This is a genomic window from Cyanobium sp. Lug-B, from assembly GCF_024345635.1.
In the GTDB taxonomy this organism is placed as follows: Bacteria; Cyanobacteriota; Cyanobacteriia; order PCC-6307; family Cyanobiaceae; genus Cyanobium; species Cyanobium minutissimum.
On sequence record NZ_JAGQBM010000064.1, the window covers coordinates 1 to 17,445 of the forward strand.

Here is a 17,445-nt window from a genome sequence, read left to right on the forward strand (position 1 = left end):
GGTGCTGCCGGTGCTGCGGGGCGCCCTGGGCCGGGCCGCCGTCGCCGCCGGCGTCCGTCCCCAATGGATCCTGGCGCTGCGCGACACGCCCCTGGCCCGCGCCGTCAGCGACGATGCCCGACTGGCCGACTGGGCGACCCGCGGCGTCGCCACCCCCGACCACGTGATCCGCACCAAGGCCCGGCCCCTGGTGCTGCCGCCGCTTCCGGCCGGCGGCGACGGCCTGGCCCTGGCCGCCTGGGGCCAGGCGCTGGAGCAGGCCCTGGAGGCCTACGCGGCCGAGTACCGCGCCTACTTCCAGCGCCAGAACGCCGCCGCCGGAGGCGCCAAGAAGGCGCTCGATCCCCTGCCGCGGGTGGCGGCGATCCCGGGCCTGGGGCTGGTGGGGATCGGCAAGTCGGCCGCCGAGGCGGCCACCGTGGCCGACATCGCCGAGGCCTGGGCCCAGACCCTGCTGGCGGCCGAGGCCATCGGCCGCTTCGCGCCCGTGGGCGAGGCCGACACCTTTGCCATGGAGTACTGGAGCCTGGAGCAGGCCAAGCTCGGCAAGGCGGCCGAGAAGCCCCTGGCCCGCCGGGTGGTGCTGGTGACGGGCGGCGCCGGCGCCATCGGTGCCGCCACCGCCCGGGCCTTCGCCGCCGCCGGGGCCGAGGTGGCCGTGCTCGATCTGGACCAGGAGGCTGCGGCGGCGGTGGCCGCTGCCTGCGGCAAGCGGGCCCTCGCCGCGGCCTGTGACGTCACCGACCCGGCGGCGGTGCGGGCCGCCGTCGCGGCGGTGGCGGCCCATTTCGGCGGCCTCGACATCGTGGTGAGCAATGCCGGTGCCGCCTGGACCGGCCCGATGGCCACCCTGGCCGACGCCGACCTGCGGGCCAGCTTTGAGCTCAACTTCTTCGCCCACCAGAACGTCGCCCAGGCGGCCCTGGCGCTGTTCCGCGCCCAGGACCGCCCCGAGGGCGGCGGCCGCCCAGTGCTGGGGGGCCAGCTGCTGTTCAACGTCAGCAAGCAGGCGCTGAATCCCGGCCCCAACTTCGGCGCCTACGGCATCAGCAAGGCGGCCCTGCTGGCCCTGGTGCGCCAGTACGCCCTGGAGGAAGGCGAGGCGGGGGTGCGGGTGAACGCCATCAACGCCGACCGCATCCGCTCCGGCCTGCTCGACGACACCATGATCAGGGAGCGCTCCGCCGCCCGCGGCCTCAGCGAGGAGCTCTACATGGCCGGCAACCTGCTGGGGGCCGAGGTGCGCGCCAGTGACGTGGCCGACGCCTTCGTGGCCCTGGCGCTGATGGAGCGCACCACCGGCGCCGTGCTCACCGTCGATGGCGGCAACGTGGCGGCGATGGTGCGTTAGGCGCGCCTTTCGGCGCGACGGTGCGATAAGGGTGCTGCGCGGCGCCGCTAGAGGAACCCATTGATGGTGGCGTTCAGGATGGTGCCGTTGGCGAACTGGAGCCGTTCAATCACGCCCACGTTGTTGTCGTCGTACCAGCTGAAAATGTTGATCCCGCCGCCATCGCTGCCCCCGGGATTGGAGGGGGCAACAATCACCTCGAGTGTGTTTCCGTTGCGGCTGAAGCTCACATCCGCCGGCGTGATGCCGGCGCCGAGAACGATCTGATCGATCGGGCCACCGACACCGGCATCGCCGGTGTCGGCCAGGAAGTCGGTGCCGTCGCCCCGCTGCCAGCGGTAGGTGTCGGCACCGCCGCTGCGGTCCTCGAGCAGGTCGTCGCCGGCGTTGCCGGCCACGTCGTCATCGCCGGCGCCGGAGTAGATCCAGTCGCCGTCGCCCCCACCGGTGATGGTGTCGTTGCCGGCGAGGCCCCAGAGGCTGTTGCGCTGGGTATCGCCGGTGAGGGTGTTGTCGCTGCCGTCGCCGGTCTGCCACTGGCCAACCGGCAGGGAGGCACGAAGATCCGTGGCGCTTCGGGTGGTGTTGTCGAACAGGAAGCGCAGGGTCTCGATCGGCCCGTCGGTGCCACTGGCAGAGAACCCGATGTCGGGATCGAGCAGCCCCCAGAGGGTGACGCCCCAGCTGATGTTCGTGCTGGAGAAGAGCTGGATCCCGTTGCCATCGGCCCGTATCCCGATGCTGGCCGGGTCGATGTCGGCGGTGAGTTCCACCACGTCGCCGGGCTCGTTGGCCACGGGATCAATCAGGAACCGGAACCCATCGCCGCTGCCGATGCGATAGGTGTCGGCTCCGTTGCTGCCGTTGAAGAAGCCATCGCCCTGCAGGCTGATCAGGATGTCGTTGCCGGCCCCGCCATTGAGGTCGTCGTAGCCGCCGCCGCTGCCGTCGAGGACGTCGTTGTCGTCGCCCCCATCCAGCTGGTCCGTGCCGTCACCGCCGATCAGGGTGTCGTTGCCGCCGTTGCCATACACGGTGTCGTTGCCGCCCAGGGCATCGAAGCCGTCGCTGGCGTCGCCCAGGTTCAGCAGGTCGTCGCCTTCGGTGGCCCCGTTGCCGAGGTCATCCACCACGTTGGCGGCAATGGCGGTGCGGTCCCAGACGTCGAAGGTGTCTCCCTGGACGTTCTGGAACAGGATCTCGTCGATGCCGTTGCCGAGGAACCAGTCCCTGACGAGGATCCTGTCGCTGACGGACCCCACCAGTCGCACCACCAGATCCTCACCGCTGCGGGTCAGCTGCACGCTGTTGGCCTCAATGCCCCGCAGCTCCAGCCGATCGGTGTCGTTGCTGTCATCGACCAGGCTGTCGCTGCCGTCGCCCGGGGCGTAGACGTAGGTGTCATGACTGGCCCCGCCGTCGAGCAGGTCATCGCCGCTGCCGCCGGTGAGCAGGTCACTGTCGTCGCCGCCGAAGAGGGTGTCGTTGCCGGCCCCGCCCATCAGGGTGTCGTCGCCGAAGCCCCCCTGGATCAGATCGTTGCCGCCCAGGCCGTCGATGCTGTCATCGCCCTCAGCGCCGAGGAGCACGTCGTCATCGTCGGTGGCCGTCCCGAGGTCGGCGAGGAGCTCCGCCATGGTCACGCTGCTGCCATCGGCGAATTCCAGTCGCTCGATCACCGTGCCCCTGTTGCCGCCGGCCAGGGCATCGAGGATGCGGATGCTGTCGGCGGCGCTGTAGCTCAGCAGCAGGTCGCTGCCGCTGGCCCTCAGCCGGAGGTCGCTGCGCGCCACCCCGGTTCCGAACACGATGCGGTCGGCTGGGCTGCTGTCGGCGAAGCCGTCATCCTGCAAGGTGTCGCTGCCGTCGCCAAGGGAGAAGCGGTAGGTGGTGGCTGCATCGTTGCCGGTGAGCCAGTCATTGCCGGTGCCGCCCCGCTGGTCGATGGCCTGGAGGATCACATCGTCACCATCCCCCCCCTCCGCCAGCTGGCCGCCGCCGAGCGTGTCGTTGCCGTCGTCCCCATACAGACCAGCGGCTTCCTGGCTGTAGGTGTTCTCGTAGCTCGACCAGAGGCGATCGTTGCCCGCCCCACCCCGCAGCGTGTCGAGGCCGGTGTTGCCCTCGATGCGGTCGTCACCGATGCCGCCGTCGAAGGCCTCCGCCGCGCCGGTGCCATAGACCCAGTCATCCAGGTCAGTGGCTCGCAAGGTGCGGGCCACGATTTCGGCCCTGTTCCAGACGGTGCCGTCGTCGAAGGTGATGAATCCGAGTTCGTACCTGGTGCCATAGAGCTGACTGTCCAGCTCCACCGTCTGGCCGCCGGCCACATAGACCCGTACGTCGGCGTAGCTGTAACGCACCAGGGTCACGTCGGCCGGGGCGGCACCACTGAGCAGCAGGGTGTCGTCGTGGGCGGGGCCGTCAGTGAAGAAGCTGCCGAAGGCCTGGGTCAGGCTGGAGATCACGATCGTGTCGAAGCCACCGTCGGCCCCGACCCGGAAGGTGTCGGCACCGCCGCCGCCGTTGAGGGTGTCGTCGCCGGTGCCGCCATCGAGGGTGTCGTTGTCGTTGTCGACGAACGGAATCGTCGACCCTGAGGCATAGATCTGGTCGTCGCCGGCATCCCCGAACAGCTGATCGGCGCCTGTGCTCCCTTCGAGCGTGTCGTTGCCGTCGTTGCCGTGGAGGGTGTCGTTGCCGCTCTGGCCGCGGAGACGGTCGTTGCCACCCAGGCCGTCGAGGGCATCGGCTGCGCTGGTGCCCACGATGTCGTCGTCGCCATCGGTGCCCGACGAGAGGTTCGCGGCCACCTGCTCGTAGCCCCAGCTGGCATCGGAGAACTCAAGGGTGAAGGGTTGGCCTGCGCCTGCGCTGCCGAAGAAGTTCTCCACCGTCAGCTGGTTGGAGGGGTCAGTCCGATCCGTGACCTGCAGATGGTTGCCCAGGACGTTGAAGCGGAAGGCGCTGGAGGCAAGGCCCTCGAAGCGGAGGGTGTTGGCGAGCTGCCCGGACACGAAGCGATCGCGGATCGTGTCACGCCCGAAGCCGGCCCGGATCACATAGGTGTCGGCGCCGCCGGTTCCCACCAGCAGGTCGTCCCCGGTGCCGCCGTCGAAGCTGTCGTTGCCCCCCAGGCCCACCAGGGTGTCGTTGCCGCCGCCGCCCACCAGTGACTCATTGGCCGTGGTGCCGCCGATGGCGTCGTTGCCGCCGGTGGCCAGCAGTGCCTCGCTGGCGATGCGGGCAGCGTCCCAGGTGTCGATCACGCTGCCATCGGCCGCGAGAAAACGGATGCGCTCGATCGCATTGACCGGGCCCGCGCTCTGGTTGAAGACCGTCACCCGGTTGGTGCCGTCGCTGATCGTGAGGGCTCTGCTGGCATCGAACTGGGCGCTGTAGCCGTAGCGCAGCACCAGATCGGCCGGGGTGGTGCCGCCGTAGAACTCGATCGTGTCGGTGCTCCCCGCGGTCCCCGTTTCGCTGATGGTGTCCAGTCCCCAGTCGGAGCCGAATCGGTAGAGGGTGTCGCCGGTCTGCGGGTTGGCGCCGAAGCCATAGCCGCGCAGTTCGTCGTTGCCGGTGCCACCGTCGAGCACGTCGCTGTCGTTGCCGGCCAGCGGAGAGACACTGTTGCCCTGGCCGGCCTGGAGGACGTCGTCGCCGGCGTCGCCGAACAGGGTGTCGTTGCCGGCTCCCCCCACCACGTAGTCGCGGTCGTCACCGCCGCGGACCAGGTCGTTGCCCTCCTCACCATCCAGCTGGACGTCGCCGCCGGGGCCACCATCGATGGTGTCGTTACCGGCCCGTCCGAAGGCGCTGTCGCGGCCCCCCAGGGCATTGATCAGGTCGTCGCCGAGGGTGCCGGTGAGCAGGTCATCTCCCTCGGTGCCTCCGCCGAGGCGTTGCAGCACGTCGTTCTCCAGCCAGGTGGTGCCGTCGGCGAAGACGAAGCGCTCCACCCGGGCCTGGATGGAGAACCAGAACTTCACCAGCAGGCGATCGCCGACGGCGGTGCGGATCTGCAGGTCGTCGCCGTTGACGCGTGAGAAGCTCAGGTCGGCGGGGGTGAGGCCGGCCCTGAACAGGAGGCGGTCGTTGCCTTCGTTCAGGCTTTCCCTCACCTCGTCGTCACCGTCGCCGGCCCCGAAGCGGTAGGTGTCATCACCCGCTCCGCCGCTGAGGTCGTCGCTGGCGCCGTCACCGACGCCGCCATCGAGGGTGTCGTTGCCCTCCTGGCCGAAGAGGTCGTCCTGGTCGGCGCCGCCATCGAGGCTGTCATTGCCCTTGCCTCCATAGGCGATGTCATTGCCGCCCAGCAGGGAGAAGACGTTGTCGCCGTCGTCGCCAAGGAAATTGTCCGGCCCGGGGCTGCCCTGGCTGGCCCGGGTGAGGATCTCCTCGGTGTTCCAGACCGGGCCGCCGGCGAACTCCACGCTGCCCAGGCGCCCCACCTGGCCTGGGGCCAGGAAGCCCGCCAGCCGCAGGCTGCTGCCATCGGGAGCGAACAGGAGCACGTCGTTGCCCGTGCGCAGCAGGGTGATCTGGGCCTCCGTGAGCCCGGCATCGATCAGCACGCGATCGAGGCCCGGCTGGTTGGAACTGGAGATCGCCAGATCGGCGCCGCGGCCATTGCCGAAGCGGAAGCTGTCATTCCCCTCGCCGCCGATGAGCGTGTCGTTGTCGATGCCGCCGTCAAGGGTGTCGGCCCCGTCGCCGCCCTGCAGGCTGTCGTTGCCCTGCTGGCCCAGCACGAGGTCGTTGCCGCCGGCAGCGAGCACCGTGTCGTTGCCGGCCAGGGCGTCGATGGTCTCGGAGTTGGCCGTGCCGTAGAGCAGGTCGTTGCCGCCGGTAGGGGCGAACAGCAGCTCACGGATCTGGCTGGGGGTCAGCGTCTGGTCGCTGAACTCGAACCGGTCGATCTGGCGGGCGTTCTGGTCGTCGACGAGGAAGAAGTTGACCACCCGCAGGCTGTCGCCGGTGGCGATCAGGGTCACGAACAGATCGGTGGCGTCGCGGCGGAAGCTCACCTCCGCCCGTGTGATCCCCACGAAGATCGCCGTGTCCACCTTGGTGGTGGAGGGGTCGTTCTGCAGGATCAGATCCTGGCCCCACCCCGGCGCAAACCGGTAGGTGTCATTGCCGGCGGCCCCGTCGAGGGTGTCGTTGCCGGCCAGTCCTTCGAGGGTGTCCGCAGCGGCGGTGCCCAGGAGAATGTCATCGCCGGGGGTGCCCTGCCGTACGGCGGCCAGCATCGCCGCCGTGTCGAGGGCCGTGCTGCCATCGGCGAAGGTGATCCGATCCAGCTGCCAGCCCCCCAGGCCATCGCCGCTGAAGAAGTGGTGGACGCGCACGCTGCCGCCGCCGCTGATGGTGATCAGCAGGTCATCGGCGAGGCGGGTGCCGCGGAAGCCCAGCTCATTGCTGACGACACGGCGCAGGGACAGATCACCGCGGCTGATGCCGGCCCCGAAGGCCAGCACATCGACCCGGCCGGGGCTGTCGTCCCCGTTGTTGATGGTGTCATCGCCGTCGCCCCGTTCGTAGCGGTAGGTGTCGCTGCCGGTGCCGCCGGCGAGGGTGTCGTCGCCGCCGCCACCGCGCAGGTCATCGTCGCCGCTGAAGCCCCGCAGATCGTCAACGCCGGCGCTGCCGACCAGCACCCGGGCGCGCAGCAGGGCCGGCGTCCAGATGCTGCCATCGGCGAAGCGCACCTGCAGCACACCCGCCGGACCCTCTCCATCGCCCACGAAGAAGTTGCGCACCCGCAGGCTGTCGCCGCCGGGCAGCGTCAACAGCAGATCGTCGAAGCCCAGGCCGCTCAGGCGGCTCACCGCCACAGCGTCCGGGGTGATGCCGGCGCCCAGTTCGATCACGTCGCGTTTGCCGGCACCCGTGTCGTAGGCATCGATCAGGTCGTTGCCGTCACCGGCCAGGAACCGGAAGCTGTCGTCACCGCTGCCGCCGGTCAGCAGGTCGTTGCCGGGGCCGCCCCGCAGGGTGTCGTTGCCCCCCTGGCCGTCGATGCTGTCGTTGCCGCCCAGGCCATCGAGGTCGTCGGCCCCCGGGCCACCGAAGAGGGCGTCGTCTCCCCCGGAGGCACTCCGCAGGGCGGCGGCGATGGCGGCGGCATCGAGAACGGCGTCGGCGAAGCGGATCTCATCGACCCGCGGGGCAGCGCTGAACTGGCCAAGGACCGTCAGGGTTTCACTGCTCGCGGTGATGATCAGCTGGAGATCGTTGCCGGAGCGCCGCACCTGCACCTGGGCGCGGTTGAGGCTGCCCATGTCGACGACATCGCTCTCCGACGCCGCATAGATCGTGTCGTTGCCCGAGCCGGGCCCGAACACGATCGTGTCTCGCCCGGCGCCACCGTCGAGCACGTCATCCCCGGGACCTCCGTCGAGCCGGTCGGCGCCGGCCTCTCCGTAGAGGAGATCATGGCCATCCCCGCCCAGCAGGGTGTCGTCGCCGTTGCCCCCCTGCAGCTGGTCGTTGTCGGCATCGCCGGCGAGGGTGTCGTTGCCGGCCAGGCCCAGCAGGGTGTCATCCCCTGCCAGCCCGGCGAGGGCTTCCGCCTCCTGCGTGCCGGTGAGCACGTCGGCGGCGGCCGTGGCCCCTGCGGACCGCGCCACGATCTCCGGGTAGCTCCACACGGTGCCCGGTTCGGCTTCGAAGGCCACCCGATCAATCCGCCAGAACCCCTCGGCGCCGTCGAGGAAGAAGTTGTCCACCTGGAGGCTGTCGCTGCCGACACTCAGGTAGAGCGTGTTGCCGCGACGGCTGGCCCGCACCTGGGCCGGGGTGATGCCGGCGGCGAAAAGGATCGTGTCGATCCGGCCCGCGGCCGGATCCTCGTTCTCGATGCGGTCGCTGCCGAAGCCCGGTCCGAACCGGTAGGTGTCGTTGCCGGGGCCGGCCCGGAGCCGGTCGTTGCCGCCGCCAGCCTCGATGGTGTCGTCACCGGCATGGCCGGTGATCGCATCGGCGCCCAGGGTGCCGAGCAGGGCCTGCTGCCGCAGGGTGGCCAGATCCCAGACGGTGCCGGCGGCATCGCCGAACGCCACGCTGCTGATGGCCGCCGCGGTGCTGGCTTCGGCCCGGAAGTGGCCCATCACCCGCAGGCTGTCGGGGCCCCGCAGCAGCAGCAGATCGTCGCCGGAACGGCGCACCACCACGTCGGCGGGGTCGACATCGGCGGCGAACAGGATCCGGTCCCGGCCCGCCACGCTGTCACCGTTGTCGATCAGGTCCTGCCCCCAGCTGCCGCTGAAGAGATAGGAGTCGGCGCCGTCGCCGCCGGTGAGCTGGTCGTTGCCGCCGTTGCCGATGAGGGTGTCATCGCCGCCATGGCCATCGATGAAGTCGTTGCCGGCGAGTCCATCGATGCGTTCCCCCGGATCGAAGCCGTGCAGGTTGTCGTTGCCGGAGGTGGCGGTGAGAATGGCGGCCCGCACGTCGGCGGCGGTCCAGACCGTGCCCGGTTCGTCGCTGAACGCGATCCGCTCCAGGGTGCTGGCGCTGTCGCCGCTGCCCCTGAAGTGATCCAGCACGGTGACCACGGGCCCCCTGGTAACGCTCAGCACGAGGTCGTTGCCGCTGCGGTCGATGCGCACGGCGGCCGAGGCGATGCCGGGCCCGAAGCGCAGCACGTCGGTCTCCCGCTGGTCCGGATCGCTGGCATCAAGCCTGAGCCACTGGTCGCGCAGGTCCACCACCAGGGTGTCGGCCCCGGCGCCGAGCGTGACGCGGTCGCTGCCGCCGCCGGAGAGGACGCTGTCGTCGCCTTCGCCACCCTGGAGGTCGTCGTTACCCGCCTGGCCGAGCAACGTGTCGTTGCCGGTGCCACCGATCAGGGTGTCGTCGTCGTCGCCCCCCTCCAGCCGGTCGTCCTCCGTGCCGCCGTCGAGCCGGTCGGCTTCACTGCCGCCGATCAGGGTGTCATCGCCTTGGTCGCCGCTGAGGTTGTCGGCCGAGCTGCCGCCCGAGAGCCGATCGTCACCGGCGCCCCCATCGATCGTGTCGCTGCCGGCCCCCCCTTCCACCGTGTCGGCCGTGGAAGCGAGCTGCAGCCGGTCGTGCCCGGGGGTGGCTAGCTGGGTGCGGCGCAGGAGCTCAGCGGTGTCCCAGCTCTCGCCGCCGGAGAACAGCACCCCATCGAGGCCGCCGCCGCCGCTGGCGAAGTGGGCGAGCACCCGCAATTGATCGCCGCTGCTCTCCGCCGTTCCAGGCTGGCCTGCCGCCGCCACCAGGAGCAGCAGGTCGTCGCCCTCGCGCCTGACGATCACCGCCTCCGGGGCGATGCCGGCACCGAAGCGCAGGCGGTCGATCGTGACGGAGCCGTCGCCATTGCTGATCGTGTCGCTGCCATCGCCACGGGCGAAGTCGTAGAGGTCTGAGCCGGCGCCGCCCTCGAGGAGATCGCGCCCGGGCCCGCCGATGAGGGTGTCGTCGCCTTCGCCGCCCAGCAGCGTGTCGCGGCCGAGGCCACCGCCCAGGAGATCGCCGTCGGGGCCCCCCTCAAGCCGTTCGTCATCGTCGGGGGTGCCAGTCACCCGTGTGGAGGCCGGCGTGAAGGGGGCGCTCAGGCGGGCCCGCACCTGATCGGCCGTCAGCTCGGTGCCATCGGCGAAGCGGAAGCGGGCGAGGGGCACGGCATCGGCGGCGAACCAGCCCTGCAGCACCAGTCGATCGTCGCTGGCGCCCACTTGCAGCACCAGGGCATCACCGTCGCGGGCAGCCCGCAGGTCGGCGGCCAGGATGCCGGCACCGAACTGGAGGCTCTCTTCGAAGCCCGAGCTGCCGGCATCGGTGATGACGTCGATGCCATCCCCCAGTTCGAAGCGGTAGGTGTCGTAGCCGGCGCCGCCGGTGAGCGTGTCGCGGCCGGCGCCGCCGGCGAGCAGGTCATCGCCGGCCCCGCCGTCGAGGCTGTCGTGGCCGCCGCCGCCGAGCAGGCTGTCGTAGCCCAGGCCACCGCGCAGCTGGTCACCCTCGTCGCCGCCGGCCAGCGTGTCGTCGCCGCTGCCGCCATCGAGGACGTCCCGTCCCTCGCCGCCGTTGATCTGGTCCTCACCGGCGAGTCCCAGCACGGTGTCGTCGCCGAGGCCGGCATCGATGACGTCGTCGCCGGGGGTGCCGCTGATCGCCTCACTGCGGCCGTCAGCGGCGGTCAGCCGCTCGGCGATGGCCAGGGAGTCCAGCAGGCTGCCGTCGGCGAACTCGATGGCGTCAAGGCCGGCCTGGAGGGAGCCGTCGGCACCGAAGGCCCCGGCCACGCGGATCTGGTCGGCGCCATGGCTCAGGCGCACGATCAGGGCGGTGCCGTCGCGCTCGAAATCCAGGTCGGCGGCGCTGATGCCCGGTCCCAGCAGCAGGGTGTTGCTGCCCTCGCCGTCGCCGATGGTGTCGCTGCCGTCGCCGCGTGAGAAGCGGTAGAGGTCGTTGCCGGCGCCGCCCAGCAGCAGGTCGTCACCGCTGCCGCCCTCCAGCACGTCGTCGCCGCCGTCGCCGCGCAGCACGTCGTTGCCCCCCCGGCCCAGCAGCAGGTCGTTCCCGTCCTGGCCGGACAAGTTGTCGGCGCTGCCCGTCCCCACGAAGCTGTCGTCGGCGCTCTGGCCCACCAGGGCTCGCCGGTTATCAGTGGGCAGCAGGGTGTAGCCGCCGGCGCTGTAGCCGGCGTAAAGCCTGGGCTCCCCGGCATCGCTGGTGTACACCGAGGAGGAGAGCAGCAGATCGATCAGCTCCGGGGTGCGATCGGCGGCGGCCACCAGGTCGGCCAGCAGTTCGGCCCCGTGCCAGCGCCGGTCGATGCCGTACCGGCGGGCGATGAAGGCGTTCAGGTCGATGAGATCCCCGATGGCGGTGATCGGATCGATGGCGGCCCGGCTGCGCAGGCTGGATTCGATCTGGGAGAAGGCCCCGGCCTGATCCACCGATTCCCCCTGCAGGGGCGCCAGCACCGACGCCAGGCGTGTCTGGGCCACCAGTTCCTCGTAGACCTGCTGGCGCAGGGCTTCATAGCGGCCCTGGAGGGCATGGCCGAGGTGGGAGGCGCGCCAGACGATGTGAACGGTGGGGGTGACGCTGCTGGCATCGAGCCGCAGCGAGCCCTCCAGCGAAGCGGTGGGCCATACCTCACCAGGGAGCACGTGGAAGTAGTCGCCGCTCATGGCCTCGATCACGAACAGGCGTGATTCGAAGTAGTCGACGTACGCCTCCCAGGTGATGGGATCGAAGGCACCCCGCACCCAGCCCTGCTGACCGGTGAAGACGGAGCTGCCTTCCTGCCAGCTCTGATAGGGCCGGTCGCCGGGGCGGGCGTAGTAGTAGTGCCCGGGCCGCTCGAACTGGTCGTAGACCACGGCAAACCCCTGGGCCGCCCCCCGTTCCCGCAGGGGGGTCATGTCGGAACTGCGGGCCCAGGCGTGGAGCAGGGCATCGATGGCGTTCTGCTGGCCGGCGCGGTCGAGGCTGCCGAAGGCGGCCAGCTGGGTGGCCAGTTCGCTGGAGAGGGACGCGGCGCTGTGCAGATCCCGGACCCGGCCGCTGCCCTGCAGGGTGGGCAGATCGGCCACGGACGGATCGATCGGCACCGGCGGCAGTTGCTGGTTGGAGAGATCCACGCCCAGGTCGATGTCGGCCGTGCTGCCCACCACCGCCGAGCTGCCGCTGCGGCCATCGGCGTAGAGGAAGGTGCCGAGATCGGCCACCTGGTTACCGTTGGCGAGCGCCTGGCGGTTGCCCGTGTTGGTGACCCGCAGGGCGGCGATACCCAGCTCGCTCAGGCTGGCGAGTTCGTTCGCCTCGGAAACGCCGTTCTGGTTCAGGTCGCGCCAGATCCGCAGGTCGCCGAAGCGTGCGTCGCGGGCATCGACCCAGCCATCGCGGTTGGTGTCCTCCTGGTTGAGGGCATCGAAGCCATCGATGGCGGTTCCCCCGAAGGACAGTGGAGTGGAATCGCCGAACAGCTCCTGGCCTGAGTCGATCCTGCCGTTGCCGTTGCGATCCAGGGCGAGGAAGCCGTCGTCGGGTAACACCCAGCCGGTGCGAAGCGAGACGCCGTTGCCCTTCTGGTCGAAGTAGACGGTGTTGGCCGGGTCATCGGGGCCGATGGTTTCGATGCCGTCGCCGTCAAGATCCAGAACCAGGGGATCCGTTCGGGCGGGAACCTGTTTGGTCTTGGGCGGTTTGTTGGGGTCGGCTTCGTCATCTGTGAGGGTGATGCCGAGATCGCCGTTCTTCCACTTCTTGATGATGAGGTGTTCGTCGCTGCCGTTGCGGATCACTTCGAGACGATCACCGAGCCACAGGTATTTGATGCCCTGGCCGTTGTCGGTGTAGTAGACGGAGGTGCCATCTTTGTAGCCGCGGCTGAGTTTCTTGCCGTCAAATTCGACCGATCCTTCGCCATCGAAGTCCTGGATCTCCGTCTTGCCGGTCACGATGTAGCGATCAACACCCGAACCGCCGTAGACATGGTCTTCCGAGTCGGCGTAGAGGATGTCGTCGCCGGCGCCGCCGTACACCAGGTCTTTCCCTTTGCCTCTGGCATCGACCTTGTCGTCGCCTTCATCGGCGAGGAAGACATCGTCGCCATCGGCGCCTTTCATGATGTCTCGGCCGTAACTGCCAAGCAGAAAGCCGTTGGCAGGATCAGAGCCTGTGATCTCCACGACGGCAGGTGTTCGCGTGGCAAGGGCCCAGGATCCAGCATTTTCAAACAGGGAAATCGTTATCTCCTCCGAGCCAAAATCCTGGATTTCAGTCTTGATTCTGTAGGCAACGTATGCTTTCAGTGAGTTGTAGCCTTCGGATTCTGCTGGCGCAAGTCTGTCAACGAGTCGTGTCTTGTTGATGGTGATGGATCCACGCCCGGCGCTGAGAAGCGTGGGGAAGTCGCTGGCGAGTCGGTCAAATGTCCTGTAGTAATTAATAGCGAGTTGGATCAGGCCTTGGATGATGGGAAGAGCGTTCTTTTCGAATTCTTTGTTGAGGTTCTCGACGCTTCCTGTTTTTGGATTGGTTACAGTCAGTTCGCCAGGAATGTAGTTTTCGGGTACCTCTTGCTCCGTGTAGGGCACGTCAGTCTTGATTTTGTCGATCTCGCTGAGGAATGGCGCTAGCAGATGTCCCCAAGTGGTCACTCCGCCGACTGATACTGGTGCATATGTGACATGTTCGAGAAACGAAGTCTTAGGGTCGTCGTAACCCTTCTCCTCAACCTTGCTGTTGAAAACCTCAGGGATGAATTGCCAGAGTCTGCGGGCTATTCCTGTGATCCGTGCATCGGCAAAATAGGCATTCCATAACGTTCCTGTGTGGAGGTCCCAGCTGGCAAAGCCTGTGTTCTCGTCGCGCCAGTAATCGCCAAACCACCAGGGACCACCCACGTGTCCCATGTCGATTCCGACCATTTTCTCCCTGTTGATCCGCATGGGTACAAAGGGATCGAGGGAGAGAAATTCACCGGGTTTGTTATAGCCTCTGACATTTTCGAATCTAGTGGCAAGATCAGGGTTGCTGGCCACAAGGCCAGCAGCGGTCATCCAATTGGCAGGAATTCCACCACTGAGAATGATTCCGCTATTGAAAAACTTGGGAATCAGAGAAAAGATGGCTCCCCAGGATTCAGGCATTCCAAGCAGTCCTTGTAGCTCAGCTTGCGTTGGGAGAACTTCAAGATTCAAGTTTTCCCTGATCAGCATGCCGTGGAGTTCTGACGCGTATTCTGTCAACTTAGGCAATGTCAATCCGGAGCCTTTCCCCTGTATGTATGCTTCTGCGTAAGCAACGATGCTGTCGACAGAATCAGGGCTGAAGGTGATGAAGCGGAAGGGAGCCGAGTCGAAGGCGATGGCTGGGTGGTCAAAAAGGATTCCCATGACGGATGCAAGCCCTCCGCCAAGAGAATGCCCGGTAAATGTTATATTTGGATTGAAGCTCGGATCCTTTGCCTTATCAATTTCGATTTGCAGCAGTGTGTTGATATAAAGCTCGGTTGCGCCTGCGATCTGATCTACTTTCCCGAAGTACTGGTTGAAGTCCTGTACGAAATCGACATCTTCATCCGTGCCTGCAAATGCGACGACGATGTCATTGCCGCGTTTCAGGGTGAAACCCTCGAAGCCGTTGGAAGTGCCTCGATAACTTAGTTGTGCATATACCTCGAAACCCATGGCCTCAAGGCTTGGCAGGTTATTTTGGTTGTTACGTGCAAAACGGTGGGCATAGCCTGTCATCAGGGCGTATTCCGCATCCGTCACCCCACCGGCCACTGCCTGCTCCTCTCGCGTCACCACCAGCGAGCCGGCCGTGCTCTCATTCCCGGCCTCATCGGTGGCGGTGGCCGAAAGGTTGTTGACGCCTACCGTCAGCGGCACCTGAAAGATGGCCCTTCCGGCCACGACCTTCTGGCTCTGCCCGGCCAGCTTGATGGTGCTGTCGGATTCGGCGGTCACCACAATTGTGGCGGTGGCCACCTTGGTGATGTTGTCCCCTTTGGGATCGCTGTCGGAACTCGGATCCAGTGTCAGAACCGGGGCATCCGGCTTCTGGGTGTCCAGCTTGAGAGCAAGGGTGCCGGCGTCGCTTTCATTGCCGGCACCATCGGTGACCTTGGCCGAGAGATTGTTTGTCCCCTCGGTCAGATTCACGGTGAACCGTGCCTTGCCATCGGCGCCGGCCTGAGCCGATTGGGTTCCCAGCTTGACGGTGGCGTCCTTCTCCGCCGCCACCTCCACAGTGACACTCGTCTTGTTGGTGAGCTTGTCCCCCTTGGTGCCGCTGTCGGAGGCCGGATCCAGGGTCAGCGTCGGTGCGTTGGGCTGCTCGGTGTCGAGCGTGATCTCCAGGGTGCCGGCTTCGCTTTCGTTGCCAGCCACGTCCTTGGTTTTCGCCGAAAGAGTGTTCTTCCCTTCCTGCAAGGCCACGGTGAACACCACCTTGCCGCTGGCCCCCACCGTTTTCTCGTCCGTCCCCAGGGTGACGGTGCTGTCCGGTTCGGCCTCCACTTCGATCGTCACCGAGGTCTTGTTGGTGATGTCGTCGTCGTCTTTTTCGCCGCTGTCGGAGGCTTTGGCGAGGTCGAGAACGGGTTTGGCCGGACGGTTGGCGTCGAGCGTCAGCTCCAGGCTGCCGGCATCGCTCTGATTGCCGGCCACGTCGGTGGCGGTGGCGGAGAGGGTGTTGGTGCCGTCACTGAGGTTGACGGTGAACACGGCGCTGCCATCGGCCCCCGCCTTCTGCTGGTCGGTCCCGAGGGTGACGGTGCTGCCCGCTTCGGCCCTCACCAGCACCTGGACGCTGGCTTCCTTGGTGATCTTGTCGTCGTTCCTGCTGCCGGTATCGAAATTCGGATCCAGGCTGAGCGAGGGCGCCGCAGGCTTTTCGGTGTCCCGCACCACCACGAGCGAACCGCTGCCGGTGTTGCCCGCCTTGTCTTCGGCGGTGGCAGTGAAGCTGTTGTTGCCTTCGCTGGTCAGGTCAACCTGGAACGTGAGCGGCGAGCCGGTGGATTCCTTTGTCTGGCCACCCAGGCTGACGGTGGTACCGGCCTCAGCGGTGACGCTGATGCTGACGCGGCCCTTGTTGGTGATGCCGTCATCGTTCGCCTCGCCGCTGTCGGAGGCGGGGTCGAGGGACACCAGGGGTGCGGCGGGCGGATCCTCGTCCACTTCCACCACCAGGCTTCCCTGGGCGCTGACGTTGCCGGCCTGATCGCGTGCCGTGGCCACGAGGACGTTGGAGCCAGGGGTGAGGACCACCTGGAAGCTGGCGCTGCCGCCGATGGCCACCTGGCTCTGGCCTGCCAGCGAGACCGTGCTGCCGCTCTCGGCGTTCACCTGGACCGTGACCGTGCGCAGCCTGGTGAGGTTGTCTCCCGCCACCCCGGTGTCGGAGGCTGGCGCCAGGTTCAGTACGGGCGGCAGTGGAGCGTTGCCGTCCACGCCCACCACCAGAATCCCGGCGGCACTTTGGTTGCCGGCCGCATCGGTGGAGGTGGCGCTGAAGGTGTTTCCCCCCTGCAGCAGAACCACCGGGAAGCGAGCCGTGCCGTTGGCCACCACCTGGCTGCGGCCGTCATTGAGGCGGACGGTGCTGCCGTTCTCGGCGCTCACCACCAGCGCGGTGCTGCCCCCGCTGCCGGGAGCCAAGGAGAGGAGCGGCGCGGGCGGCGGTGTGGCATCGCGCAGCACCACGAGGGTGCCTGAACTGCTGACGTTGCCGGCAGCGTCGGTGGCGGTGGCGGTGAAGGTGTTGGAGCCTTCCGCAAGGGTCACCTGGAAGGAGGCACGTCCAGCGGAGGCCACCTGGCTCTGGTTGCCGAGGGAGACGGTGCTGCCGTTCTCGGCGGCCACGAGGAGGGTGGCACTGGCGGCGTTGGTGCGGTTGTCGCCCCGGGTGCCGCTGTCGGAGGCGGGGTCGAGGGAGAGCACCGGTGTGGCTGGTGGGGAGCCATCGCGCACCACCACCAGCGAGCCGGCGCCACTGACAAGGCCGGCGGCGTCGGTGGCGGTGGCGGAAAGGGTGTTGGTGCCGCGCTTGAGGGCAACGGTGAAGGCCACGCTGCCGCCGCCACCGACTTTCCTGGTCTGTCCGCCCAGGGAAACGGTGCTTCCTTCCTCGGCGCTCACCAGGATGGTGACGCTGGCGGCATTGGTGCGGTTGTCGCCTTGTAGGCCGCTGTCGGAGGCCGGATCCAGCGTCAGCACCGGGACGGCGGGAGGGGTCACATCCCGGAACACCTCCAGGGTGCCGGCCGGACTGGCGTTTCCTGCCGTGTCGCTGGCGATGGCCGAGAGGATGTTGAGACCCTCGCTGAGGGTGACCTGGAAGGACGCTTTGCCGTTGACGACCGCCTTGCTCTGACCGCCGAGGGAGACGGTGCTGGCGTTCTGGGCCGCCACGACGATGGTGGCGGTGGCGTTTCGGGTGATGTTGTCTCCCTTGAGGCCGGTGTCGGAGGCGGGAGCCAAGGAGAGGAGCGGCGCGGGCGGCGGTGTGGCATCGCGCAGCACCACGAGGGTGCCTGAACTGCTGACGTTGCCGGCAGCGTCGGTGGCGGTGGCGGTGAAGGTGTTGGAGCCTTCCGC

At 67.8% G+C, this 17,445-nt stretch carries 2 protein-coding genes; one reads left to right on the forward strand and one right to left on the reverse strand.

Annotation, left to right across the window (positions count from 1 at the left end; all coding sequences use genetic code 11):
- Positions 1-1,351: bifunctional aldolase/short-chain dehydrogenase (locus KBY81_RS13605; protein ID WP_254976767.1), on the forward strand; the 1,351-nt coding region annotated here is incomplete at its 5' end.
- 47 nt (positions 1,352-1,398) lie between these two features.
- Here the strand turns inward: KBY81_RS13605 and KBY81_RS13610 are convergent.
- Positions 1,399-17,373 carry an Ig-like domain-containing protein gene (locus KBY81_RS13610; protein ID WP_254976768.1) on the reverse strand — a complete coding sequence of 5,325 codons (15,975 nt, stop codon included), beginning with the start codon at positions 17,371-17,373 and terminating at the stop codon, positions 1,399-1,401.
- Between the last annotated feature and the right edge of the window lie 72 nt (positions 17,374-17,445).